At 70.0% G+C, this 23,404-nt stretch carries 21 protein-coding genes and 1 riboswitch; of the genes, 17 read left to right on the top strand and 4 right to left on the bottom strand.

Going from position 1 to position 23,404, the window contains the following annotated elements; translation table 11 throughout:
• The first annotated feature begins 1 nt into the window (after window position 1).
• The 15 genes from OG257_RS05795 (at window position 2) to OG257_RS05725 (ending at window position 16,879) form a co-directional block, all read left to right on the top strand.
• Window positions 2-874 carry a glycosyltransferase family 2 protein gene (locus tag OG257_RS05795; protein WP_329205328.1) on the top strand — a complete coding sequence of 291 codons (873 nt, stop codon included), beginning with the start codon at window positions 2-4 and terminating at the stop codon, window positions 872-874.
• 105 nt (window positions 875-979) lie between these two features.
• Window positions 980-1,909, top strand: a complete 930-nt coding sequence (locus OG257_RS05790; RefSeq protein ID WP_329205326.1) for an ABC transporter permease — start codon at window positions 980-982, stop codon at window positions 1,907-1,909.
• Window positions 1,902-2,687: an ABC transporter ATP-binding protein gene (locus tag OG257_RS05785; protein WP_329205325.1), complete on the top strand. Its 786-nt coding sequence runs from the start codon at window positions 1,902-1,904 to the stop codon at window positions 2,685-2,687. The genes OG257_RS05790 and OG257_RS05785 overlap by 8 nt, the downstream gene beginning before the upstream one ends.
• A gap of 421 nt (window positions 2,688-3,108) precedes the next feature.
• Window positions 3,109-4,029 carry a squalene synthase HpnC gene (hpnC, locus tag OG257_RS05780; RefSeq protein WP_329205323.1) on the top strand — a complete coding sequence of 307 codons (921 nt, stop codon included), beginning with the start codon at window positions 3,109-3,111 and terminating at the stop codon, window positions 4,027-4,029.
• Between the two features lie 29 nt (window positions 4,030-4,058).
• Window positions 4,059-4,979 carry a presqualene diphosphate synthase HpnD gene (gene hpnD / locus OG257_RS05775; protein WP_329205321.1) on the top strand — a complete coding sequence of 307 codons (921 nt, stop codon included), beginning with the start codon at window positions 4,059-4,061 and terminating at the stop codon, window positions 4,977-4,979.
• Between the two features lie 130 nt (window positions 4,980-5,109).
• A complete protein-coding gene (hpnE, locus tag OG257_RS05770) occupies window positions 5,110-6,498 on the top strand; it encodes a hydroxysqualene dehydroxylase HpnE (protein WP_329205320.1) in 1,389 nt (462 codons plus the stop codon).
• On the top strand, window positions 6,495-7,598 hold the full coding sequence (locus OG257_RS05765) for a polyprenyl synthetase family protein (protein WP_329205318.1): 1,104 nt from the start codon (window positions 6,495-6,497) through the stop codon (window positions 7,596-7,598). The genes hpnE and OG257_RS05765 overlap by 4 nt, the downstream gene beginning before the upstream one ends.
• 104 nt (window positions 7,599-7,702) lie before the next feature.
• Window positions 7,703-9,715 (top strand): squalene--hopene cyclase, encoded by a 2,013-nt coding sequence (shc, locus tag OG257_RS05760; RefSeq protein ID WP_329205316.1) that lies wholly within the window; start codon window positions 7,703-7,705, stop codon window positions 9,713-9,715.
• A complete protein-coding gene (locus OG257_RS05755; protein WP_329205314.1) occupies window positions 9,715-10,368 on the top strand; it encodes a phosphorylase family protein in 654 nt (217 codons plus the stop codon). The genes shc and OG257_RS05755 overlap by 1 nt, the downstream gene beginning before the upstream one ends.
• A gap of 6 nt (window positions 10,369-10,374) precedes the next feature.
• Window positions 10,375-11,394 carry an adenosyl-hopene transferase HpnH gene (hpnH, locus tag OG257_RS05750; RefSeq protein ID WP_329205312.1) on the top strand — a complete coding sequence of 340 codons (1,020 nt, stop codon included), beginning with the start codon at window positions 10,375-10,377 and terminating at the stop codon, window positions 11,392-11,394.
• A 4-nt stretch (window positions 11,395-11,398) separates the two neighbouring features.
• Window positions 11,399-12,565, top strand: a complete 1,167-nt coding sequence (gene ispG / locus OG257_RS05745; RefSeq protein ID WP_329205310.1) for a flavodoxin-dependent (E)-4-hydroxy-3-methylbut-2-enyl-diphosphate synthase — start codon at window positions 11,399-11,401, stop codon at window positions 12,563-12,565.
• Window positions 12,566-12,591: 26 nt separating this feature from the next.
• Window positions 12,592-14,502, top strand: coding sequence for a 1-deoxy-D-xylulose-5-phosphate synthase (gene dxs, locus OG257_RS05740; protein WP_329205308.1), 1,911 nt, complete (start codon window positions 12,592-12,594; stop codon window positions 14,500-14,502).
• Entirely contained in the window at window positions 14,499-15,896 is a 1,398-nt protein-coding gene (locus tag OG257_RS05735; protein WP_329205306.1) for an aspartate aminotransferase family protein, read from the top strand. The genes dxs and OG257_RS05735 overlap by 4 nt, the downstream gene beginning before the upstream one ends.
• 59 nt (window positions 15,897-15,955) lie before the next feature.
• Window positions 15,956-16,636: a helix-turn-helix domain-containing protein gene (locus OG257_RS05730; RefSeq protein WP_329205304.1), complete on the top strand. Its 681-nt coding sequence runs from the start codon at window positions 15,956-15,958 to the stop codon at window positions 16,634-16,636.
• A 69-nt stretch (window positions 16,637-16,705) separates the two neighbouring features.
• Complete coding sequence (locus OG257_RS05725; RefSeq protein WP_329205302.1) at window positions 16,706-16,879, top strand: DUF6126 family protein; 174 nt, start codon at window positions 16,706-16,708, stop codon at window positions 16,877-16,879.
• Window positions 16,880-16,888: 9 nt separating this feature from the next.
• Here OG257_RS05725 and OG257_RS05720 read toward each other — a convergent pair whose 3' ends face one another.
• Window positions 16,889-17,701 carry a tyrosine-protein phosphatase gene (locus OG257_RS05720; RefSeq protein WP_329205300.1) on the bottom strand — a complete coding sequence of 271 codons (813 nt, stop codon included), beginning with the start codon at window positions 17,699-17,701 and terminating at the stop codon, window positions 16,889-16,891.
• A 420-nt stretch (window positions 17,702-18,121) separates the two neighbouring features.
• Window positions 18,122-18,280: riboswitch (cyclic di-AMP (ydaO/yuaA leader) on the top strand.
• 4 nt (window positions 18,281-18,284) lie between these two features.
• On the opposite strand from OG257_RS05720, the gene OG257_RS05715 reads away from it, so the two are divergent.
• Both OG257_RS05715 and OG257_RS05710 read left to right on the top strand, forming a co-directional pair.
• On the top strand, window positions 18,285-19,223 hold the full coding sequence (locus OG257_RS05715) for a M23 family metallopeptidase (RefSeq protein ID WP_329205299.1): 939 nt from the start codon (window positions 18,285-18,287) through the stop codon (window positions 19,221-19,223).
• A gap of 166 nt (window positions 19,224-19,389) precedes the next feature.
• Window positions 19,390-20,217 (top strand): SGNH/GDSL hydrolase family protein, encoded by an 828-nt coding sequence (locus OG257_RS05710; RefSeq protein WP_329205298.1) that lies wholly within the window; start codon window positions 19,390-19,392, stop codon window positions 20,215-20,217.
• A gap of 71 nt (window positions 20,218-20,288) precedes the next feature.
• Here OG257_RS05710 and OG257_RS05705 read toward each other — a convergent pair whose 3' ends face one another.
• The 3 genes from OG257_RS05705 to OG257_RS05695 are packed head-to-tail and all read right to left on the bottom strand — an operon-like array spanning window position 20,289 to window position 23,397.
• On the bottom strand, window positions 20,289-21,227 hold the full coding sequence (locus OG257_RS05705; RefSeq protein WP_329205297.1) for an STM4011 family radical SAM protein: 939 nt from the start codon (window positions 21,225-21,227) through the stop codon (window positions 20,289-20,291).
• Entirely contained in the window at window positions 21,224-22,588 is a 1,365-nt protein-coding gene (locus OG257_RS05700; protein ID WP_329205295.1) for an STM4012 family radical SAM protein, read from the bottom strand. Before OG257_RS05700 ends, OG257_RS05705 begins: the two co-directional genes overlap by 4 nt.
• The gene (locus OG257_RS05695) at window positions 22,585-23,397 is read right to left on the bottom strand and encodes an STM4013/SEN3800 family hydrolase (protein WP_329214921.1); all 813 of its coding nucleotides are present in this window, start codon (window positions 23,395-23,397) and stop codon (window positions 22,585-22,587) included. The genes OG257_RS05700 and OG257_RS05695 overlap by 4 nt, the downstream gene beginning before the upstream one ends.
• Between the last annotated feature and the right edge of the window lie 7 nt (window positions 23,398-23,404).

Below are 23,404 nucleotides of genomic sequence, written 5' to 3'. Positions count from 1 at the left end.
CATGAAACTCGGCGCGGTCATCATCACCATGGGCAACCGTCCGGACGAGCTGCGCGCCCTCCTCGACTCGGTCGCCAAGCAGGACGGCGACCGGATCGAGGTCGTCGTGGTCGGCAACGGCGCCGCGGTCCCCGACGTCCCCGCGGGCGTGCGAACCGTGGAGCTGCCCGAGAACCTGGGCATCCCCGGAGGCCGCAACGTCGGTATCGAGGCGTTCGGCCCTTCCGGCGCCGACGTGGACGCCCTGCTCTTCCTCGACGACGACGGGCTGCTGCCGAACACCGACACCGCCGAGCTCTGCCGGCAGGCGTTCGGGACGGATCCCGAGCTCGGCATCGTCACCTTCCGCATCGCCGACCCGGACACCGGGGCCACCCAGCGCCGGCACGTGCCGCGGCTGCGTGCCTCCGACCCGATGCGCTCGTCCCGGGTGACGACGTTCCTGGGCGGTGCGAACGCCGTACGCACCCAGGTGATCGCCGAGGTCGGCGGACTGCCGGACGAGTTCTTCTACGCGCACGAGGAGACCGATCTGGCCTGGCGTGCCCTGGACGCCGGCTGGATGATCGACTACCGCGCGGACATGGTGCTCAACCACCCCACCACCGCTCCCTCGCGGCATGCCGTGTATCACCGCATGGTGGCCCGGAACCGGGTCTGGCTCGCACGCCGGAACCTGCCCGCGCCGCTCGTGCCCGTGTACGTCGGTGTCTGGCTGCTGCTCACCCTGGTCCGCAGGCCGTCCGTGCCCGCGCTCAAGGCGTGGTTCGGCGGTTTCCGGGAAGGCTGGGCGAAGCCCTGCGGTCCCCGGCGCCCCATGAAATGGCGTACGGTCTGGCGGCTGACCAGACTGGGCCGACCACCGGTGATCTGAGAAGCTCTTCTCTGAGACCATGAGGCGTATTTTTCGTACGGGACCCTGTCCGCCTTGGCCGCGCCCGCGACCGGCTGCGCATTGTGAAGACGAGAGTTTCAACTTGTGAGTGAGACAACCCACGACGGTGGGGTCGCGTTGAGCACCCCACCGTCCGCCGACGAGGGACTCAGCGCGTCCCAGGTGGCCGCCAAGTACGGCCTGACCGTGAGCGGCGCCAGGCCCGGGCTGTTCGAGTACATTCGTCAGCTCTGGGGCCGCCGCCACTTCATCCTGGCCTTCTCCAGGGCGAAACTGACCGCGCAGTACAGCCAGGCCAAGCTCGGCCAGCTGTGGCAGGTGGCCACGCCCCTGCTGAACGCGATGGTCTACTTCCTGATCTTCGGGCTCATCCTGGGCACCGCGAGGGGGATGAGCCAGGAGGTCTTCATCCCGTTCCTGGTGACGGGGGTCTTCGTCTTCACCTTCACCCAGAGCTCGGTCATGGCGGGGGTGCGGTCCATCGCCGGCAACCTCGGCCTCGTCCGGGCCCTGCACTTCCCCCGCGCCTCACTGCCCATCTCCTTCTCGCTGCAGCAGCTCCAGCAGCTGATGTACTCGATGATCGTGCTGGTGGCCGTGGCGGTGGGATTCGGCAGTTATCCCTCGCTCTCGTGGCTGCTGGTGATCCCGGCGCTGGCCATGCAGTTCCTGTTCAACACGGGCCTGGCCCTGGTCATGGCGCGCATGGGCAGCAAGACTCCCGACCTGGCGCAGCTGATGCCGTTCGTCATGCGGACCTGGATGTACGCCTCGGGCGTCATGTTCTCCATCCCGGTCATGCTGGCGGACAAGCCGCAGTGGATCGCCGACGTGCTGCAGTACAACCCGGCGGCCATCTACATGGACCTGGTCCGCTTCGCGCTCATCGACGGCTACGGCTCCGAGAACCTGCCGCAGCACGTCTGGGCCGTCGGGCTCGCCTGGTCGCTCCTGGTGGGCGTCGCGGGCTTTGTGTACTTCTGGAAGGCAGAGGAACGGTACGGCCGTGGCTGAGGAAACGTCCCAGGGGCACATCCCCACCGTCATCGCCGACGACGTGCACATCGTGTACCGGGTCAACGGCACGGGCGGCGGCAAGGGCAGCGCCACCGCGGCGCTGAGCCGGATCATGCGCCGGGGCAAGGGCGAGCCGCGCGGCGTCCGCAAGGTGCACGCGGTGCGGGGTGTCTCCTTCACCGCGTACCGGGGCCAGGCGATCGGCCTCATCGGCACCAACGGCTCGGGCAAGTCCACTCTGCTGCGGGCCATCGCCGGACTCCTGCCCACGGAGCACGGCAAGGTGTACACGGACGGCCAGCCGTCCCTGCTCGGGGTCAACGCCGCGCTCATGAGCGATCTCACCGGTGAGCGCAACGTCGTGCTCGGCGGTCTCGCGATGGGCATGAGCCGTGAGGAGATCCGCGATCGGTACAACGACATCGTGGAGTTCTCCGGGATCAACGAGAAGGGCGACTTCATCACGCTGCCGATGAGGACGTACTCCTCGGGCATGGCGGCGCGACTTCGTTTCTCGATCGCCGCGGCCAAGAACCACGACGTCCTCATGATCGACGAGGCTCTCGCCACCGGTGACCGCAAGTTCCGGGTCCGCTCGGAGGAGCGGATCCGTGAGCTGCGCAAGGAAGCGGGCACCGTCTTCCTGGTCAGCCACAACAACACCACCATCCGGGAGACCTGTGACCGGGTGCTGTGGCTGGAGAAGGGCGAGCTCCTGATGGACGGCTCCACCGACGAGGTCCTCAAGGCCTACGAGCGGGAGACCGGCAAGTAGTCCCGTACGACCGAGTGGCCCCCGCCGGAGCGCAGCGGCGGGGGCCACTGCGGCGTCCGGCTCCCGGGCAGCGGGGACGTACGACGGGTCCCGGGGGCATCTCCTCCCGTCGGATGACGTCAATTGCCCTGAATCCGGGGAAGGTTGGCGGAGATCGAAGTGTTGTACCGGGGTGCGTCGCACCCCTGCGCGGGCTTGTGCGCTGTACAACGTAAGCTGTACCGGTGCTGATTCGCGGCAATGTGGGGGGATACGCCCCCCGCGCATCGCCCCTGGTGAGCCCGTCGCACTCGGGAGAATGAGCGGCGTGTCCGAAAAGGGATGTTTTGGGTCAGCAGTGTAGAACGGGAGATATGACGGCAATGATGGAAAATCTCCAGCTCCGACGTGGTTTCGCCGTCCCCGCGTCGGGCGGTACGCAGTGATCCGTACCCAGCAGGCGCGTACCGACGCCGCCGCAACCGGCACGCTCGACAAGGCCGCGGACGAGAACTTCCCCGTGGCCCCCTTCTTCCTGCCCCGCGCCTGGCGCGACGACCTGATGGCGGTCTACGGCTTCGCCCGCCTCGTCGACGACATCGGTGACGGCGACCTCGCCCCCGGCGGCGCCGACGCGCGCCACCTCGGCCTCGAGCCGGGGCAGACCGAGGACCGGGTCGCCATGCTCGACGCACTCGAAACCGATCTGCACCGGGTCTTCGCCGGCTCGGCCGAAATGCCGCGCCACCCCCTGCTGCGTGCCCTGCGCCCCACCGTGCGAGCCTGCGCGCTCACCCCCGAACCCTTCCTCGCACTCATCGAGGCCAACCGGCAGGACCAGAAGATCCGCCGCTACGGGACGTACGCGGAGCTCCGGTCCTACTGCGAGCTCTCCGCCAACCCCGTCGGCCGGCTGGTCCTGCAGATCACCGGCACCGCGAGCCCGGAGCGGATCCGGCGCTCCGACGCCGTCTGCACCGCGCTGCAGATCGCCGAGCACCTCCAGGACGTCGCCGAGGACCTCGGCCGCGACCGGATCTATCTCCCCGCCGACGACATGGCCCGTTTCCATGTCCGTGAATCAGACCTGGCCGTACCGTCCGGGGGCGCATCGCTGCGCGCCCTGGTCGCGTTCGAAGCGGAACGCGCTCATGCCCTGCTGGACGAAGGCATTCCCCTGGTGGGTAGTGTCAACGGCAGGCTCAAGCTGCTGCTCGCCGGATTCGTCGCCGGAGGGCGAGCCGCCCTCACCGCGATCTCGGCCGCCGGGTTCGACGTACTGCCCGGACCGCCCAGGCCCACCGCGCCCAGACTGCTGCGCGAAGTGGGAGTTGTCCTGCGAAGAGCGCACAGAGAGGGGTGAGCCGGACCGTGGAGGGACAGACGACGTACATGTCGGCACCGGTACAGGCCGCATACAGCTACTGCGAGGCCGTCACCGGACAGCAGGCCCGTAACTTCGCGTACGGCATCAGGCTGCTGCCGTACGACAAGCGGCAGGCCATGTCGGCGCTGTACGCCTTCTCCCGTCGGGTCGACGACATCGGCGACGGAGAGCTGGCCCCGGAGACCAAGCGGTCCCGGCTGGAGAGCACCCGCGAGCTGCTCGACCGGGTCAGGAGCGGCGCGGTCGACGAGGACGACACCGACCCGGTGGCCGTAGCGCTCGCCGACGCGGCGCGCCGGTTCCCGCTGCCCCTCGGCGGGCTCGACGAACTCATCGACGGCGTGCTGATGGACGTGCGCGGCGCGAGCTACGAGACCTGGGACGACCTCAGGACCTACTGCCGGTGTGTCGCGGGTGCCATCGGGCGGCTCAGCCTGGGCGTTTTCGGGACGGAACCGGGCGCACCGGGTGCCGACCGTGCCGCGGAGTACGCGGACACGCTCGGCCTGGCGCTCCAGCTCACCAACATCCTCCGCGACGTCCGCGAGGACGCGGGCAACGGGCGTACGTACCTGCCCGCGGACGATCTCGCCAAGTTCGGCTGCTCCGCCGGATTCCACCGGGCCACCCCGCCGGCCGGCTCCGACTTCGCCGGCCTGGTGCACTTCGAGGTCCGGCGCGCCCGTGCCCTGTTCGCCGAGGGCTACCGGCTGCTGCCGATGCTGGACCGGCGCAGCGGTGCCTGTGTCGCCGCCATGGCGGGCATCTACCGCCGGCTCCTCGACCGGATCGAACGCGACCCCGAGGCCGTACTGCGCGGCAGGGTCTCCCTGCCCGGGCACGAGAAGGCCTACGTGGCGGTACGCGGACTGTCGGGCCTCGACGCGCGGTACATCTCACGCCGGACGGCCAGGGGGCGGGTCTGATGTGCCCCATGAGCGGTACCGGGCGGCGGGCAACCCTCCGCCCGCCTGCTGCGTCCCTGACTGCGATGTTTCCGATCTCCGTGACCCGGGCCCGTACGGCCCGGACTCCCGCCCGGCGAAAGGGGGACGCATGAGTGGCCGGAACCTGGACCGCTCACGCGCGGTCGTCGTCGGCGGCGGCCTGGCCGGAGTCACCTCGGCCCTCCGCCTCGCCGACGCCGGGCTTGACGTGACCCTGCTCGAAGGCCGGCCCAGGCTCGGCGGGCTGGCCTTCTCCTTCCGCCGCGGCGAGCTGTCCGTCGACAACGGCCAGCACGTCTACCTGCGCTGCTGCACCGCCTACCGCTGGTTCCTGGACCGGATCGACGGCGCCCACCTCGCCCCGCTCCAGGACCGCCTCGACGTGCCCGTACTCGACGTCGGAAGGCAGGCAGGGCCGCGGCTCGGACGGCTGCGCCGCACCGGACTTCCCGTACCCCTGCACCTCGCCGCCGGACTCGCCGCGTACCCGCACCTCTCGCTCGCGGAGAAGGCGGGCGTCGCGCGGGCGGCACTGGCACTCGGCCGCCTCGACCCGGCCGACCCCGCGCTCGACGGCATCGACTTCGCGACCTGGCTGCGACGGCACGGCCAGTCCGGGCGCACCATCGAGGCGCTCTGGGACCTCGTCGGTGTCGCCACCCTCAACGCGACCGCGCCCAACGCCTCCATGGCACTGGCCGCCATGGTCTTCAAGACGGGACTGCTCTCCGAGCCGGGCGCCGCGGACATCGGCTGGGCCGCGGTCCCGCTCGGCGACCTGCACGACACCCTCGCCCGCAAGGCGCTCGACTCGGCCGGTGTCAGGACCCAGCTGCGCACCCGGGTCGGCTCGCTCACCCGGACCGACGACGGCCGCTGGGCCGTCGGGACGGACAGCGAGCTGATCGAGGCGGAGACCGTCGTGCTCGCCGTACCGCAGGGCGAGGCACACGGGCTGCTGCCCGACGGGGCGATCGACTCTCCCGGACGTCTCCTGGACATCGCCGACGCGCCGATCCTCAACGTTCACGTCGTCTACGACCGCAAGGTGCTGCGCAGGCCGTTCTTCGCAGCCATCGGATCGCCCGTGCAATGGGTCTTCGACCGCACCGAGCAGTCGGGACTCCAGGGCGAGGGGCAGTACCTCGCCCTCTCCCAGTCCGCGGCCCAGGACGAGATCGACCTGCCCGTCGCCGAACTGCGCAAGCGCTACCTGCCCGAGCTCGAACGGCTCCTCCCGGCCGCACGCGGTGCCGGGATCCGCGACTTCTTCGTCACCCGGGAGCGCACCGCGACCTTCGCGCCCGCCCCGGGAGTGGGACGCCTGAGGCCGGGAGCGGGCACCCGCGCCCCCGGCCTCCACCTGGCGGGGGCATGGACCGCCACCGGCTGGCCCGCCACGATGGAGGGCGCTGTCCGCAGTGGCTTCAGCGCCGCGGACGGCGCACTCCAGGCTCTCGGGCGGCCCCACGAACATCCGCTGCAGGAGGCGGCATGAGCAGTACCACCGGAACAAGAGGAGAGTCTGTGACCCCGGCGAATCCGGCTTACGACACCGTGGCGGAAACCACGGACGTCACCGCGCTTCTGGAGCGCGGAAGGGCCCTGTCAGCGCCGGTGCTGCGAGCTGCCGTGGACCGGCTGGCGCCGCCCATGGACACCGTCGCGGCCTATCACTTCGGCTGGATCGACGCCCAGGGACTGCCCGCCGACGGCGACGGCGGCAAGGCCGTGCGCCCCGCGCTCGCCCTGCTGTCCGCCGAAGCGGCGGGCGCCCCGGCCGAAGCCGGGATCCCCGGCGCGGTCGCCGTCGAACTCGTGCACAACTTCTCGCTGCTGCACGACGACCTGATGGACGGCGACGAACAGCGCCGCCACCGGGACACCGTGTGGAAGGTGTACGGCCCGGCCCAGGCGATCCTCGTCGGCGACGCGCTCTTCGCGCTGGCCAACGAGGTCCTGCTGGAGCTCGGTACCGTCGAGGCGGGCCGAGCGGCCCGCCGCCTGACCACCGCCTCCCGCAAGCTCATCGACGGGCAGGCCCAGGACATCTCCTACGAGCACCGCGAACGGGTCACCGTCGAGGAGTGCCTGGAGATGGAGGGCAACAAGACGGGCGCCCTGCTCGCCTGCGCCGTCTCCATCGGTGCCGTGCTCGGCGGCGCGGACGACCGCACCGCCGACATCCTGGAGGCGTACGGCTACCACCTCGGCCTCGCCTTCCAGGCGGTCGACGACCTGCTCGGGATCTGGGGCGACCCGGAGGCCACCGGAAAGCAGACGTGGAGCGATCTGCGCCAGCGCAAGAAGTCCCTGCCCGTCGTCGCCGCGCTCGCCGCGGGCGGACCCGCGTCCGCCCGGCTGGGCGACCTCCTCGCCGCCGACGCCAAGAGCAGCGACTTCGACAGCTTCTCCGAAGAGGAGTTCGCCGCGCGAGCGGCACTCATCGAGGAGGCGGGCGGTCGCGAATGGACCGCTCAGGAAGCCCGCCGTCAGCATGCGGTAGCCATCGAGGCGCTGCATGGTGTCGACATGCCGGAACGTGTGCGGGCGCAGCTCACCGCGCTCGCCGACTTCGTTGTCGTCCGAAAGAGATGATCACCATCCTCATATGAATCGCAGTCGCCGGCGGGCGCCCGAACAGGACGCCCGCCGACGGAGACCCCAGCACAGCAGAGGACCAACTGCACGAAGGGGAAGCCATGACAGCGACGACCGACGGAAGCACCGGGGCCGCGAACCTCCGCGCAGCCTCGGCCAGCGATCCGACCGACACAACCACTGCCGCGGACGACGGTCTGGCCGCCGCGCGGCGGGCCGCGGAACGCTCGGTGGAGCACCTCCTCGGCAGACAGGACGAGCAGGGCTGGTGGAAGGGGGACCTCGCCACCAACGTCACGATGGACGCCGAGGACCTGCTGCTCCGTCAGTTCCTGGGGATCCAGGACCCGGCCACGGTGCAGGCGGCAGCCCGTTTCATCCGCGGCGAACAGCTCGGCGACGGCACCTGGGCCACCTTCCACGGCGGCCCCGGCGACCTCTCCGCCACCATCGAGGGGTACGTCGCCCTCAGGCTGGCCGGAGACCGGACCGACGACCCGCACATGATCCGGGCGGCACGCTTCGTCCGGGAACAGGGCGGCATCGCGGCGGCCCGGGTCTTCACCCGGATCTGGCTGGCCCTCTTCGGCTGGTGGAAGTGGGACGACCTGCCCGAGCTTCCGCCCGAGCTGATGTTCTTCCCGAAGTGGGTCCCGCTCAACATCTACGACTTCGGCTGCTGGGCCCGCCAGACCATCGTCCCGCTCACCATCGTCTCCGCCGAACGGCCGGTACGTCCCGCTCCGTTCGCCCTCGACGAGCTCCACACCGACCCGGAGCACCCGAACCCGCCGGGGCGCATGGCGCCGGTGGCCAGCTGGGACGGTGTCTTCCAACGGCTCGACAAGGCCCTGCACGCCTATCACCGGGTCGCCCCGCGCCGGCTGCGCCGCATCGCCAAGAACGCCGCGGCCCGCTGGATCATCGAGCGCCAGGAGAACGACGGCTGCTGGGGCGGCATCCAGCCACCCGCCGTGTACTCCGTCATCGCCCTGCACCTGCTGGGCTACGACCTCGACCACCCGGTGATGAAGGCAGGGCTGGCCTCGCTCGACCGGTTCACCGTGTGGCGCGAGGACGGCGCCCGCATGATCGAGGCCTGCCAGTCGCCGGTCTGGGACACCTGCCTCGCCACCATCGCGCTCGCCGACGCCGGTTTGCCCGCCGACCATCCGGCGCTCGTGAGGGCAGCCGACTGGATGCTCGGCGAGGAGATCGTACGACCCGGCGACTGGTCCGTCCGCAAGCCCGAACTCGCCCCAGGCGGCTGGGCGTTCGAGTTCCACAACGACAACTACCCCGACATCGACGACACCGCCGAGGTCGTGTTGGCGCTGCGCCGGGTCCGGCACCCGGACCCTGCCAGGCTCGAGGCCGCCATCGAACGCGGGGTGCGCTGGAACCTCGGCATGCAGTCGCGCAACGGGGCCTGGGGCGCCTTCGACGCGGACAACACCAGCCCCTTCCCGAACCGGCTGCCGTTCTGCGACTTCGGTGAGGTCATCGACCCGCCGTCCGCCGATGTCACCGGGCATGTCGTGGAGATGCTCGCCATCGAGGGCCGCTCCGACCACCCCCGTACCCGGCGCGGCATCGAGTGGCTGCTCGCCGAACAGGAGGCGTGCGGCGCATGGTTCGGCCGGTGGGGTGTCAACTACATCTACGGCACCGGCTCCGTGGTGCCCGCCCTCGTGGCGGCGGGGCTGCCGGCCGCCCATCCTTCGGTCCGCCGGGCCGTCGGGTGGCTGGAGTCGGTCCAGAACGACGACGGCGGCTGGGGCGAGGACCTGCGCTCCTACCAGGAGGAGAAGTGGATCGGCCACGGCACGTCGACCGCCTCCCAGACGGCCTGGGCGCTCCTCGCGCTCCTCGCCGCCGGGGAGCGTGAGAGCAGGTCCGTGGAGCGCGGCATCGCCTGGCTGGCCGAGACCCAGCAGGCGGACGGCTCGTGGGACGAGCCGTACTTCACCGGGACCGGTTTCCCCTGGGACTTCTCCATCAACTACCACCTCTACCGTCAGGTCTTCCCCCTCACCGCACTCGGGCGGTACGTCTACGGAGACCCGTTCGCGAACGGCACGACCACCGGCGCCGCCACGGGCAAGGGGGCCTGATGGGCGAGGCCCAGGGGCCTCCCGGCCCCGTCACGCCGCTGCTGATCGCCTGCGCACTGGGCATCGAGCACCTGGCCCTGCGCAGCGGCAGGGCCGGCGGCGGCGCCGGCCCCGTGACCGTCATCAGGACGGGCATGGGGCCCAAGGCCGCCGAGAGCGCCGTCATGCGTGCGTTGGGCCGGGACGGAGCCGGGGGCGCGGCGGTCATCGCCTCCGGCTTCTGTGCCGGTCTGGCCCCCGGAATGCACCCCGGGGACCTCGTGGTGGCGGAGGAGACCCGGGACCCCGGCGGCACCACTGCCTGCACGGGCGCCGGTCTGCTGGTCGATGCCCTGGCCAGGGCCGTGCCGGGACGCAAGGTCCACACGGGCCCGCTGACCGGCTCCGACCATGTGGTCCGGGGGCCGGAGCGCGCCGCGCTGCGGGCCACCGGCGCCATCGCGGTGGACATGGAATCCGCCGCCACACTCCGTACCGCTGTACGGAGCGGACCACGCCCGGTTGCGGCCGTACGGGTGGTCGTGGATGCTCCGGAGCATGAGCTCGTCCGCATTGGCACAGTGCGCGGTGGAATATCAGCTTTCCGCGTTCTTCGTGCTGTCCTTCCGGCTTTCCATGAATGGCACCGATCTTTGCTGCTCCCCAGGAGGTGAGCCCAGATGGCCATGCCGCTCCGTCAGTCCATCAAGGTTGCGACGTATCTCATCGAACAGAAGATCCGCAAGCGGGACAAATTTCCGCTGATTGTCGAGCTGGAACCCTTGTTCGCCTGCAATCTGGCATGCGAGGGATGTGGCAAGATCCAGCACCCCGCCGGGGTGCTCAAGCAGCGCATGCCCGTCGCCCAGGCGGTCGGGGCAGTGCTCGAATCAGGTGCCCCGATGGTGTCCATCGCCGGCGGCGAGCCGCTGATGCACCCTCAGATCGACGAGATCGTGCGCCAGTTGGTCGCGAAGAAGAAGTACGTGTTCCTCTGCACCAACGCCATGCTGATGCGCAAGAAGCTCGAGAAGTTCACGCCGTCGCCGTACTTCGCCTTCGCCGTGCACATCGACGGACTGCGCGAGCGGCACGACGAGTCGGTCGCCAAGGAAGGCGTGTTCGACGAGGCGGTGGAGGCGATGAAGGAGGCCAAGCGGCTCGGCTTCCGGGTCACCACCAACTCCACCTTCTTCAACACCGACACCCCGCAGACCGTCATCGAGGTCCTCAACTACCTCAATGACGAACTGAAGGTCGACGAGATGATGATCTCGCCCGCCTACGCCTATGAGAAGGCACCCGACCAGGAGCACTTCCTGGGCGTCGAACAGACCCGCCAGCTCTTCAAGAAGTCCTTCGCCGGCGGCAACCGGAACCGCTGGAGGCTGAACCACTCGCCGCTCTTCCTCGACTTCCTGGAGGGCAAGGCGGACTTCCCGTGCACGGCCTGGGCCATTCCCAACTACTCGCTCTTCGGGTGGCAGCGGCCCTGCTACCTGATGAGCGACGGGTACGTGCCGACGTACCGTGAGCTCATCGAGGACACCGACTGGGACAAGTACGGCCGGGGCAAGGACCCGCGCTGCGCCAACTGCATGGCGCACTGCGGCTACGAGCCCACCGCCGTACTCGCCACGATGGGGTCCCTGAAGGAATCCCTGCGAGCGATGCGGGAGACCGTCGGCGGGAACCGGTGACGTCATGACCACTGGAGAGCCAGTCGCACTGGGTCTCCCCGAGCTGCCGGCCCGGCCGCTCGCGGTGCGCCGCCCTTCGCGGCGCATCCAGGTCGGGTCGGTGGCGGTCGGTGGGGACGCACCGGTGTCGGTGCAGTCTATGACGACGACGCGTACGTCGGACATCGGTGCGACGTTGCAGCAGATCGCGGAGCTGACTGCGTCGGGTTGTCAGATCGTGCGGGTGGCGTGTCCGACGCAGGATGACGCGGATGCGCTGTCGACGATCGCCCGGAAGTCGCAGATCCCGGTGATCGCGGATATTCATTTCCAGCCGAAGTACGTGTTCGCGGCGATCGACGCGGGCTGTGCGGCGGTGCGGGTGAACCCGGGCAACATCAAGCAGTTCGACGACAAGGTCAAGGAGATCGCGAAGGCGGCCGGTGACGCCGGTACGCCGATCCGGATCGGCGTGAACGCGGGCTCCCTGGACGCGCGGCTGCTGAAGAAGTACGGCAAGGCGACGCCGGAGGCTCTGGTGGAGTCGGCGCTGTGGGAGGCGTCGCTGTTCGAGGAGCACGGCTTCCGGGACATCAAGATCTCGGTGAAGCACAACGACCCGGTCGTGATGGTGAACGCCTACCGTCTGCTGGCGGCGCAGTCCGACTACCCGCTGCACCTGGGTGTGACCGAGGCCGGCCCCGCGTTCCAGGGGACGATCAAGTCCGCGGTGGCGTTCGGCGCGCTGCTCTCCGAGGGGATCGGGGACACGATCCGCGTCTCGCTGTCGGCTCCGCCGGCGGAGGAGGTCAAGGTCGGTCTGCAGATCCTCGAGGCCCTGAATCTGAAGCAGCGGCGTCTGGAGATCGTGTCGTGCCCGTCGTGCGGGCGTGCGCAGGTGGATGTGTACAAGCTGGCCGACCAGGTCAGTGCGGGGCTGGAGGGCATGGAGGTCCCGCTGCGGGTCGCCGTGATGGGCTGCGTCGTGAACGGTCCCGGCGAGGCCCGTGAGGCGGACCTGGGTGTGGCGTCCGGCAACGGCAAGGGCCAGATCTTCGTGAAGGGCGAGGTCATCAAGACCGTCCCGGAGTCGAAGATCGTGGAGACCCTCATCGAGGAAGCCATGAAGATCGCCGACGGTATGGAGGAGGCGGGAGTCCCCTCAGGGGCTCCGGCCGTGACCGTGAGCTGAAACAGGACCAGAGAGGGGGCCCGAGCGTGACGATGCTGGAATCCATCAAGGGGCCGCAGGATCTCAAGGGCTTGAGCGGACCGGAACTCGACGAACTCGCCGGTGACATCAGGGCGTTCCTGATCCGGGCCGTCACGAGGACGGGAGGCCATCTGGGGCCCAACCTGGGGGTGGTCGAGCTCACCATCGCCCTGCACCGGGCCTTCGACTCACCCGTCGACCGCATCCTGTGGGACACCGGGCACCAGAGTTATGTGCACAAGCTCCTGACGGGACGTCAGGATTTCTCCAAGCTGCGGAGCAAGGGCGGTCTGTCCGGCTACCCCTCCCGGGAGGAGTCCGAGCACGATGTCATCGAGAACTCCCACGCCTCCACCGTGCTGGGCTGGGCCGACGGACTGGCCAAGGCCAACGAGGTACGCGGCAGCCACGGCCACGTCGTCGCGGTCATCGGCGACGGGGCACTCACCGGCGGCATGGCCTGGGAGGCGCTCAACAACATCGCCGCGGCCAAGGACCGTCCGCTGATCATCGTGGTGAACGACAACGAACGCTCGTACGCCCCGACCATCGGCGGCCTCGCCAACCACCTCGCCATCCTCCGTACGACCGACGGGTACGAGCGCTTCCTGAGCTGGGGCAAGGGAGTGCTCCAGCAGACACCGGTCATCGGGCAGCCGCTGTACGGGTCGCTGCACGGTGCGAAGAAGGGGTTCAAGGACACCTTCGCCCCGCAGGGCATGTTCGAGGACCTGGGGCTCAAGTACGTGGGCCCGGTCGACGGACACGACACCGCGGCGGTCGAGTCCGCGCTGAACCGGGCGAAGCGCTTCCACGGTCCGGTGCTGGTGCACTGCATCACCGAGAAGGGCCGCGGCTACCCGCCGGCGCTGGCCGACGACGCCGACCGCTTCCATACGGTCGGCGCGATGGACCCGCTGACCTGCGAGCCGCTCGTGGTGCCCGCGGCGCCTTCCTGGACCTCGGTGTTCGGTGACGAGATCGCACGGATCGGGGCCGAACGCCCGGACGTCGTCGCGATCACCGCGGCGATGCTGCACCCAGTCGGTCTGACCCGCTTCGCCGAGGAGTTCCCCGACCGGGTCTGGGACGTGGGGATCGCCGAACAGCACGCGGCCGTTTCCGCCGCGGGACTGGCCACCGGCGGTCTGCACCCGGTCGTGGCCGTCTACGCCACCTTCCTCAACAGAGCCTTCGACCAGTTGCTGATGGATGTCGCCCTGCACAGGTGCGGGGTCACCTTCGTGCTCGACCGGGCGGGTGTGACCGGCGTCGACGGACCCTCGCACAACGGCATGTGGGACATGTCCCTGCTGCAGGTCGTTCCCGGCCTGCGGATCGCGGCACCGCGCGATGCCGACCGGCTTCGCGAGGAACTGCGCGAGGCCCTCGACGTGGACGACGCGCCGACCGTGATCCGCTTCCCGAAGGAGTCGGTGGGGGAGCCGGTCGCGGCCATCGGCCGGATCGGCGGTATGGACGTCCTGCACCGGGCCGAGAACCCCGACGTACTGCTGGTCGCGGTAGGTGTGCTCGCCCAGGTCTGTCTGCACGCGGCCGACCTGCTCGCGGGAGCCGGAATCCGCTGCACGGTCGTCGATCCGCGCTGGGTCAAACCGGTCGACGACCAGCTGCCCGCGCTGGCCGCGCAGCACCGGCTGGTGGCCGTCGTCGAGGACAACAGCCGGGCGGGCGGCGTCGGTTCGGCCGTCGGGCAGGCACTGCGGGACGCGGGAACCGACGTACCGCTGCGGACGTTCGGCATCCCCGAGCAGTTCCTGGCGCACGCCAAGCGCGGTGAGGTGCTGGCCGATATCGGGCTGACTCCCGTGGAGATCGCCGGACGGATCGGTGCGGCGCTCGCCGGCCGCAAGCCAGAAACGGAGCACGTGGTGCCGAGGGAGAACAGGCCGTGAAGGACGACGGGCCCAAGGGCTTCGATCTGGCGCAGCTCCTCGCGGAACGTGGCGCCGAGCGCTACGAGCTGCACGCCAGACACCTGAACCACCAGCTTCCGCGCATGCTCCGCACCATCGGGTTCGACAAGGTCTACGAGCGGGCCGAGGGTGCGTACTTCTGGGACGCGGAAGGCAACGACTACCTCGACATGCTGGCCGGCTTCGGCGTGATGGGGCTCGGCCGGCACCACCCGGTCGTACGCAAGGCCCTGCACGACGTCCTCGACGCCTCGCTCGCCGACCTGACCCGCTTCGACTGCCAGCCGCTGCCCGGACTCCTGGCCGAGCGGCTGCTGGCGCACAGCCCCCATCTGGACCGGGTGTTCTTCGGCAACAGCGGCACCGAGGCCGTCGAGACCGCGCTGAAATTCGCCCGGTACGCCACCGGCAAGCCCCGGATCCTCTACTGCACCCATGCCTTCCACGGCCTGACGACCGGCTCGCTCTCGGTCAACGGTGAAGCGGGGTTCCGGGACGGCTTCGCACCCCTGCTTCCCGACACGGCGATCGCCCTCGGTGATCTGGATGCCCTGCGGCGCGAGCTCAAGCGCGGAGACGTGGCGGGCCTGGTGGTCGAGCCGATCCAGGGCAAGGGGGTGCACGCCTCGCCACCGGGCTTCCTGCGGTCCGCGCAGGAGCTGCTGCACCGGCACAAGGCGGTGCTCATCGTCGACGAGGTGCAGACCGGTCTGGGCAGGACCGGCGACTTCTACGCGTATCAGCACGAGGAGGGCGTCGAACCCGATCTCGTCTGCGTGGCCAAGGCGCTCTCCGGCGGCTACGTGCCGGTCGGCGCGACGCTCGGCAAGGACTGGATCTTCAAACGCGTCTACTCCTCCATGGACCGGGTGCTCGTGCACTCGGCGAGCTTCGGCTCCAACGCCCAGGCCATGGCAGCCGGGCTCGCGGTCCTCGCGGTGATGGAGGACGAGGAGACGGTCGCGAACGCCCGCCGCACGGGTGACCTGCTGCGCGAGCGGCTCGCCGCGCTCGTCGGCCGCTACGAGCTGCTGCACGAGGTGCGCGGGCGGGGGCTGATGATCGGGATCGAGTTCGGCCGGCCGTCCTCGTTGAAGCTCCGCAGCCGCTGGACCATGCTGCAGGCGGCCAGGAAGGGGCTCTTCGCCCAGATGGTGGTCGTGCCGCTGCTGCAGAAGCACCGGATCCTCACGCAGGTCTCCGGCGACCACCTGGAAGTGATCAAGCTGATCCCGCCGCTGGTCATCGGTGAGCCCGAGGTGGACCGCTTCGTGTCCGCCTTCACGGCCGTCATGGACGACGCTCACAGCGGTGGCGGGCTGATGTGGGACTTCGGCAGGACGCTGGTCAAGCAGGCCGTCGCCAACCGCTGACTCTTTGCCTCGGAGGCAAGAAAGTTGCCTCCGAGGAAAGTTCCTGGCCCAATGGAGTCATGAATCCTCCTGACGGAGGGGCGGCCGACGAACTGCCCGGAGTCGCGCCGCGCCTGCGTGAACTGCGCCGCGACCGGGGTCTGACCCTGGAGGCCGCCGCTCGGCGGGCCGATCTCTCCCCGGCCCACCTCTCCCGGCTCGAGACGGGCCGCAGACAGCCCTCGCTGCCGATGCTGCTCGGGCTCGCCCGCATCTACGGTACGACGGTTTCCGAGCTGCTCGGAGAGATGCCGCCCGAGCGTGACGCGATCATCCGCGGCGGCCCGTTCGCGGGCGCTCCGGTCGGCGCATTCGGCGGGACACCGGGTGGTGCCTCGGGTGGCGCTTCCGGCAGTGCCTCCGGTGGCGCCGAGGCCGACGGCTGGGTGTACCAGCAGGCCGGTGGCTCAGGCCGGGCGATGCAGGCGTTGCGTGTCCTGGTTCCCCACGGGGCACAGGGTGATCTTGTACGCGTCCATCCCGGCGAGGAGTGGCTGTACGTCCTCGACGGGCGGCTGCGACTGAGCCTGGGGGAGACCGTGCACGACCTCGACCCGGGGGACAGCGCGCACTTCGACTCGCTCACCCCGCACCGGATCGCGGCACTCGACCGCGGTGGCGCCGAGCTGCTCTTCGTCCACACCCTGCTGCAGAGCCCCTCGGCGGAGCTGTGCCTCGGCAGTGGGACGCGCCTTCGCTGACCTCCCACGCCCCACCGCACCTGCCGCACACCGGCCACCTCGGCCCGAGGGCCGAAAGAGAGGACTGCCATGTCCGATTCGGAGCACTACGACCCGCTCACCCCGCGCCTGCGGGAGAACAAGGACACGCACGAGCGGAAGATGCCCCGTGGTGTCGTCATCCGGCTCGTCGCCTATCTGGTGGCCGGCCACGTCGTCGCGGCCTTCCTCTTTCTCCTGTTCACCGTGGCGGGCAAAGGCTGACCGCCTGCGCTACGCCTCCTCGACGAGGCGCTCGCGCAGCCTCTCGCGGGTTTCGGGCGCCAGCTTCAGCCCCTCGCTGAGGTAGCGGTCCGTACCGCCCCAGGTCTCCTCGATCGCGGCGAAGGCGGCGGCGAGGTAGTCGGAGTGCGCACCGAAGAGCGGGTTGAGGAGCTCCATCACCTCGTCCGACATCCCCGCCGACGACGTGTCGCTGCGCCGCACCTTGTAGCGGCGGTGGGCGTCGTTGGACTTGAGGTAGTCGGCCTCGACGGCCTCCTTCTCGACGCCGACGGCCAGCAGCGAGATCGCGATCGACAGACCGGCCCGGTCCTTGCCCGCCGCGCAGTGCATCAGCGCCGGCACGCTGTCCTCGGCCAGCGCGTGCAGGACCCTGCTGTGCTCCGCGGTGCGGTCCGTGATGATCGACCGGTAGGACGCGATCATGCGGGCCGTCCCCTTGCCGTCGGCGAGGATCGAGCGCAGCTGCTGGATGTCGCCGTCGCGCACCAGTCGCCAGAACTCGGCGCCGTCGGCCGGGTCGGAGAGAGGAATGCTGACATTCCGGACACCGGGGAGTTCCACGTCAAGGCCGTCGAGCTTGTGGTCGGCGGCATTGCGGAAGTCGAAGACCGTGTGCAGGCCGAGTCCGGCCAGGAATGCCGCGTCCGTCTCGGTGGCGTGCGCCAGGTGGCCGCTGCGGTAGAGGCGCCCGTAGCGCACCCTGCCGCCGTCCGTGGTCGGCAGGCCGCCCACGTCGCGGAAGTTGCGGACACCGGTCAGCTCGGCGTCTGTCGACGGAACCTCTGGCAGCTGCTGCGTCACAAGGACTCCTGGAGTGTCTGGCGTCGGCGCCGCTCGCCGACAGGGGCACGCCCGCGACGATACGACATGGATTCATCGGGCAATCGTTTCGCCCTCCGGTGCCTTCCCGGTCGCGGTGGCCGGGGGTGGCGGCCATGACATGTCCGTATTGGTGTATTTAGCAGAACATGCCCCGCTTATACGGGAGATGGGATGCGACAGGTGAGCGGGATCATATCCGTGACGGTGTGTGGCGAATCTGCCGAGAGGTAATCCATACGCCGCGCGGAAAGCCAAGATCCGTAATCCACGGAGTGTGACCGGAATTCGGAAGCGGAATTGAACCGCCCATTCCGGTACGCAACCGGTGGCTTGTTCCCGGCGTCCTGACTCGCTTACGGTCACCGTCAATCCGGACGGAACGCCTAATCCTGCCGCCGCCCGGAATCCGCACCGACTCACGTGTGGCAGGAGCGGGGGAACCAGGTAAGCCGCCGACCGGAGTGATCCGGAACGGCTTGGGGTCAAGACGCGCTCAGCGCGGCCGGGCATCTCCAGTCCGAACCCGACAGCTCACCTCGCAGGCGCCGGAGAGGAATTCCCCATGCCCGCAAAGGGTAAGCACCGTCGTACGAAGGCCAGCCCGATCTCCCGCGGCGTCCTCGCCGCAGGGACCGGCGGCGCCGTCCTCGCCCTTCCGCTGATCGGCGCCACCGGCGCCTTCGCCGCGGAGCAGTCCGCGCCCGCCGCCAAGCCCGCGGCGGCCAGTGCGGCGCACCACGCGCCGGCCGCCTCCGTGGCGAAGAAGCAGAGCGCATCCAAGACCTACTCCGTGGTGGCCGGTGACTATCTGGCGAAGATCGCGGCCGAGAAGAAGGTCAAGGGCGGCTGGGAGAAGCTGTACAAGGACAACCGTGAGGTCGTCGGCGACAACCCGAGCCTGATCTTCCCGGGCATGAAGCTGACCCTCGGCGTCAAGGCATCCGGCTCCACCACGGAGTCCGCGCCCAAGGCCGCTCCCTCCAAGGCCGCCCCCTCGAAGGCGGAGTCGGCCCCGAAGGCCGCCGCTCCGGCCGAGAAGGCGTCGACGGCCACCAACGCCGCCGACACCACCGGTGCTTCGGAGAGCAACAGCTCCGGCTACACCACCCCGGTGGCCAACGCCAGCGTCTCCACCCAGTACCGCGTCGCCGGTGCCAGCTGGTCCAGCGGTTACCACACCGGCTCCGACTTCCAGGCCGCCTCCGGCACCAGCGTCCGGTCCATCGGCCCGGGCACCGTGGTCTCCGCGGGCTGGAGCGGTGCGTACGGCAACGAGGTCGTCATCCAGCACGAGGACGGCATGTACTCCCAGTACGCCCACCTGTCGTCCCTCGGCGTCTCGGCCGGCCAGACCGTCACCGGCGGCCAGCAGATCGGCCTCTCCGGGTCCACCGGCAACTCCACCGGCCCGCACCTCCACTTCGAGGTCCGCACCGGCCCGAGCTACGGCTCGGACGTCGACCCGATCGCCTACCTGCGCTCGCACGGCGTCTCCATCTGACGCAATCGGGCGGCTCGGTGAGCTCAAGAGGGGCGGTGCGCGGCGGCGCACCGCCCCTCTGCTTATTCCGGCTTTACCAAAACCTGACCGGGTGGTCTATCTCACCACCCGTCAACCCCTTATTACGGTCGCGTAGGTCACATTCGAAGGTGCAGGATATGCGCTTGTGGCAGACGATTCGAGAAACAAACAACGAGGCACCATCGGGTCGTACGCAGCGATTGGCGACAGCTTCACCGAGGGCGTCGGAGACCCCGGCCCCGACGGGACGCTCGTCGGCTGGGCGGACCGCTTCGCGGTCATTCTGGCGGACCAGCTCCCCCTCCCCGATGCAGCGGCCGGCCCCGCGGACGGCCCGCACGGGAACTTCCGGTACGCCAATCTCGCCGTACGCGGACGCCTCCTCGACCAGATAGTCGAGGAGCAGGTCCCCCGCGCCAAGGAACTCGCACCGGATCTGGTGAGCTTCTGCGCGGGCGGCAACGACATCATCCGGCCCGGTAGCGATCCGGACGACGTGGCCGAGCGCTTCGAGCGCGCGGTCGCCGACCTGACCCGTTCGGTCGGCACCGTCATGATCACCACCGGCTTCGACACCCGCGGCGTTCCGGTGCTCCGGCACCTGCGGGGCAAGATCGCCACGTACACCGCCCATGTACGGTCCATCGCCGACCGCTACGACTGCCCGGTCCTGGACCTGTGGTCGCTCCGGTCCGTGCAGGACAGGCGTGCCTGGGACAACGACCGGCTGCACCTCTCGGCGGAGGGACACACCCGGGTCGCCTTGCGCGCCGCCCAGGTCCTCGGCCTCGATGTGCCGGCCGACCCCGACCAGCTGTGGCCACCGCAGGTACACCGCGGGGCACTCGAGGTGCGCCGCGACGACATGGCCTGGGCCCGCGAGTACCTCGTACCGTGGATCGGCCGGCGCCTACGCGGTGAGTCCTCCGGTGACCACGTCGAGGCCAAGCGCCCCGACCTGCTCCCGCTCTGAGCACCTCCGAGCGCACTGATCACACGCGTTTCCGACGCCTGTGATCAGTGCGCTCAGCGCACTCGGTTCGCTCAGCGAGTGACGACGGGCAGCGAGCGCCGCGGTACCGCTCCACGGAGCGTGTCCGCGGTAGGTACCCGTACCGGGCCCGCGGGTATCCGCTCCAGCACTCCGCCCGCGAAGACGTCGTACAACGGCAGCGTCTCCAGGTGCACATAGCCGATGTGGCAGTCGCACACATCGAGCGGACAGCCACGCGGACCCAACGAGCGCCGGAAGCTGCCGTCGTAGAGGTTGCCGAGCTCGGCGCGGACGAAGTGGCAGCGGCGCACCGTGCCGTCGCCGTCCACCGAGACGACCGACTCACCCGTCCGGCAGGGCATCCCGGCCGAGCGGTGCGGATGCCGGCTGTACGGGAACAGGGGGTCCAGGGCCGTCCAGCGGTCCGCCTCCTCGTCCGTGTACGTGTGCCCCTCGGCGGCGTTGACCCAGAGGTACACCTCAGGGGGCAGCGTCTCGCGCAGTCGCCGGGCCTCGTCGAGATGGGCGTCCAGCCCCACGACACCGACGCTGTAACGGACCCCGAGGGCGGTCAGCTCCCGGCACCTGCCGAGGAACCGCTCGTACGGCGTCTGGCCCGGGTGGTACGTGCACCACAGGGCGACCTTGTCCCGTGCGGCATCGGCCAGCCAGCCGGTGCGGCCGCCGAGATTGGTCTGGATGGCGACCCGGCCGATGTGCGGGAGCCGGGACAGCTCGACGAGAGCGTGCCGGTACCAGGACCGGACCAGCCCCTCGCCCCACGGCGTGAAGAGCACCGACAACCGCTCGCCGGTCTGAGCGGCGGCCCACGCCGTGAACCGTTCCAGAGCCGCACGGTCGGCGCGCAGTTGCTCCCCGCTGTCCCGCCGCTTGGCGAACGGGCAGTAGGGGCAGTCGTAGTCGCACGACGCCAGCGGGCCCCGGTACAGGATCGTCAGGTCCGCAGGCGTCGGCGTCACAGGGCTCATTTCACTTCGTACGCGGCCATCGCGGCCCGTACGGCGGGGGAGAACAGCTCGGGGCCCAGCGCGTCGGAGTGGGCGAGGCCCTCGGGGGAGAGCCGCAGCAGGCCGGGGCCCGCGGCCCCGTCCAGCCAGCCGCGCTCCTCGAAGGCGCCGAGTTCCCCCGGGAAGTCCCCGAAGGGGTCGGTGCCGAAGCGCTCGCGGTATCCGTCGTGGTGCATGCCCTCGGCCTGGAGCAACGACTGCAGGAGGTGGCGCCTGCGCGCCTCGTCGCCGTCGACGTACCGTCCGACCTCGGCGCGCGAGAAGTCCTCGGTGGCCGTGAAGCCGTCGATGATGCCCCGGATCTCGCGCATCTCCACCGCGTAGTCGAAGGAGTAGTGCAGCGAGGAGGTGTACGAGCGGGCGCCGCAGCCGAGCCCGATCATGCCGTCGGTCTGGCAGGCGTAGTCGTCCGGGCCCGCCGGGTGCGCGCCCGTGCGGCGGAACATCCTCATCGACACCTGCTCGTAGCCGTGGGCCAGGAGGTGGTCGCGGCCCGCGCGGTAGAGGCGCAGCCGCTGCTCGTCCCAGGCGGGGTCCGCCCCGTCCGCTGCCCCGGCCGCCGCTCCCTGCCGCCCGAGACCGGTGAGGGCGCGCACGTACAGCGGGTAGAGGTAGAGCTCCTCGGGACGCCAGGCCAGGGCGGCGTCCAGTGAGGTGCGCCAGCTCTCCTCGGTCTGTCCTTCGATGCCGTAGATGAGATCGATGTTGAGGACCGGGATGCCGGCGTCGCGGATCCGGCCGAGGGCGGCCTCCACGTCGGACCGGTGCTGCGGGCGGACCGCGGCGCGGGCCTCCGCGTCGACGAAGCTCTGCACACCGATGCTGATCCGGGTGGTCCCGCGATCGGCGAGAACGGCCAGCCGGTCCGCCGTCGCCGTCGCCGGCGAGGTCTCGACCGACAGCGGTACGGACCGCAGGTCGGCGCCCATCCGCTTCTCCGCGATGTCGCAGAGCCGCTCCAGCTCGCCGGCGGTGAGGAACGTGGGAGTGCCACCGCCGAACGCGGCGGCGGCGAAACGTACTTGCTCCTCGTCGCCCAGGGCGTCCCGGACCGCGGTGGCCTGCCGGTCCAGTGCGTCGAGGTAGCGCGTCGTCAGCTCATCGGGGGCGCCGATCCGGGTGAACAGGTTGCAGAAGCCGCAGCGGATCTCGCAGAACGGTATGTGGAGATAGAGGGAGAGCGCGTCCTTCGGCTCGGCCGCCCACAGCTCGCGCAGCAGGGGCCGCCCGGCCGGGTGACCGGCGAGCGGGCGGTAGGCCGTCTTGTGCGGATAGGCGTAGACGTAACTCCGGTAGGGCCCGGTGCTGTTGGTGAAGGTCATCGAGATGCCCCCGGATCGAGGAGGAAATGGGCGTACGGCACGGTCCAGACCGCTTCGTGACCGAGCCGGTGACCGGTGTACCCGTCGTCACCGTAGGCCGTGCCGTGGTCGGAGCAGACGATCGCGAAGCACCGGCGGCGGCTGCTCGCGGCGGCGAAGAGACGCCCGATGTGCCGGTCCACGTGCTCCAGGGCCGCGGCATGGGTGGCCCGGGAGTCACCGGCATCGGCGGTGGCCCCGGGGAGGTGGAACCAGTTCGGCTGGTGCAGTGCCGACACATTGACGAAAAGAAACAGCCGCTGGTCCTCGGGGAGTTCGGCGACGACCTGTTCGGTGCGTGCCACCTGGGCCTCGAAGGAGGTGGGTGAGGCGACACCGAACTCCGGCTCCCAGTGGCTCTCCTGGAACATCCCGGGCAGCACCGAACCGAGGGGCGGGCGGCGGTTGAAGAAGCCGACTCCGCCGATGCACACGGTGCGGTAGCCGACGGCGGCGAGACCGGAGAGCAGGTCGGGGGTGTCGTGGACGAACGTGCCGTCCGCCGTGGACTCGCTGCCGGCGAAACGCGCCGCGAACAACCGGGGGTGCGGGCCCGGCGAAGCGGGCGTCGGCAGGAAACCGGCGAAGATCGCCTGGTGCGAGGCGTAGGTGAAGCTGCCCGGTGCATGCCTCTTCTCCCACGTGCCCCCGGGCAGGTGCCGGACCAGGTTCGGGATGCGGCCGGCGGCGGCGAGCTCCTCGGCGACGTCGTACCTCAGCGTGTCCAGGGTGACGAGCAACAGATCGTGGCTGCCCACGATCTCGTTCATGTCGACG

It is taken from the genome of Streptomyces sp. NBC_00683 (genome assembly GCF_036226745.1).
In the GTDB taxonomy this organism is placed as follows: Bacteria; Actinomycetota; Actinomycetes; order Streptomycetales; family Streptomycetaceae; genus Streptomyces.
Note: the sequence above shows the minus strand (reverse complement) of the source record. Positions and strands in the feature narration are given on the sequence as shown.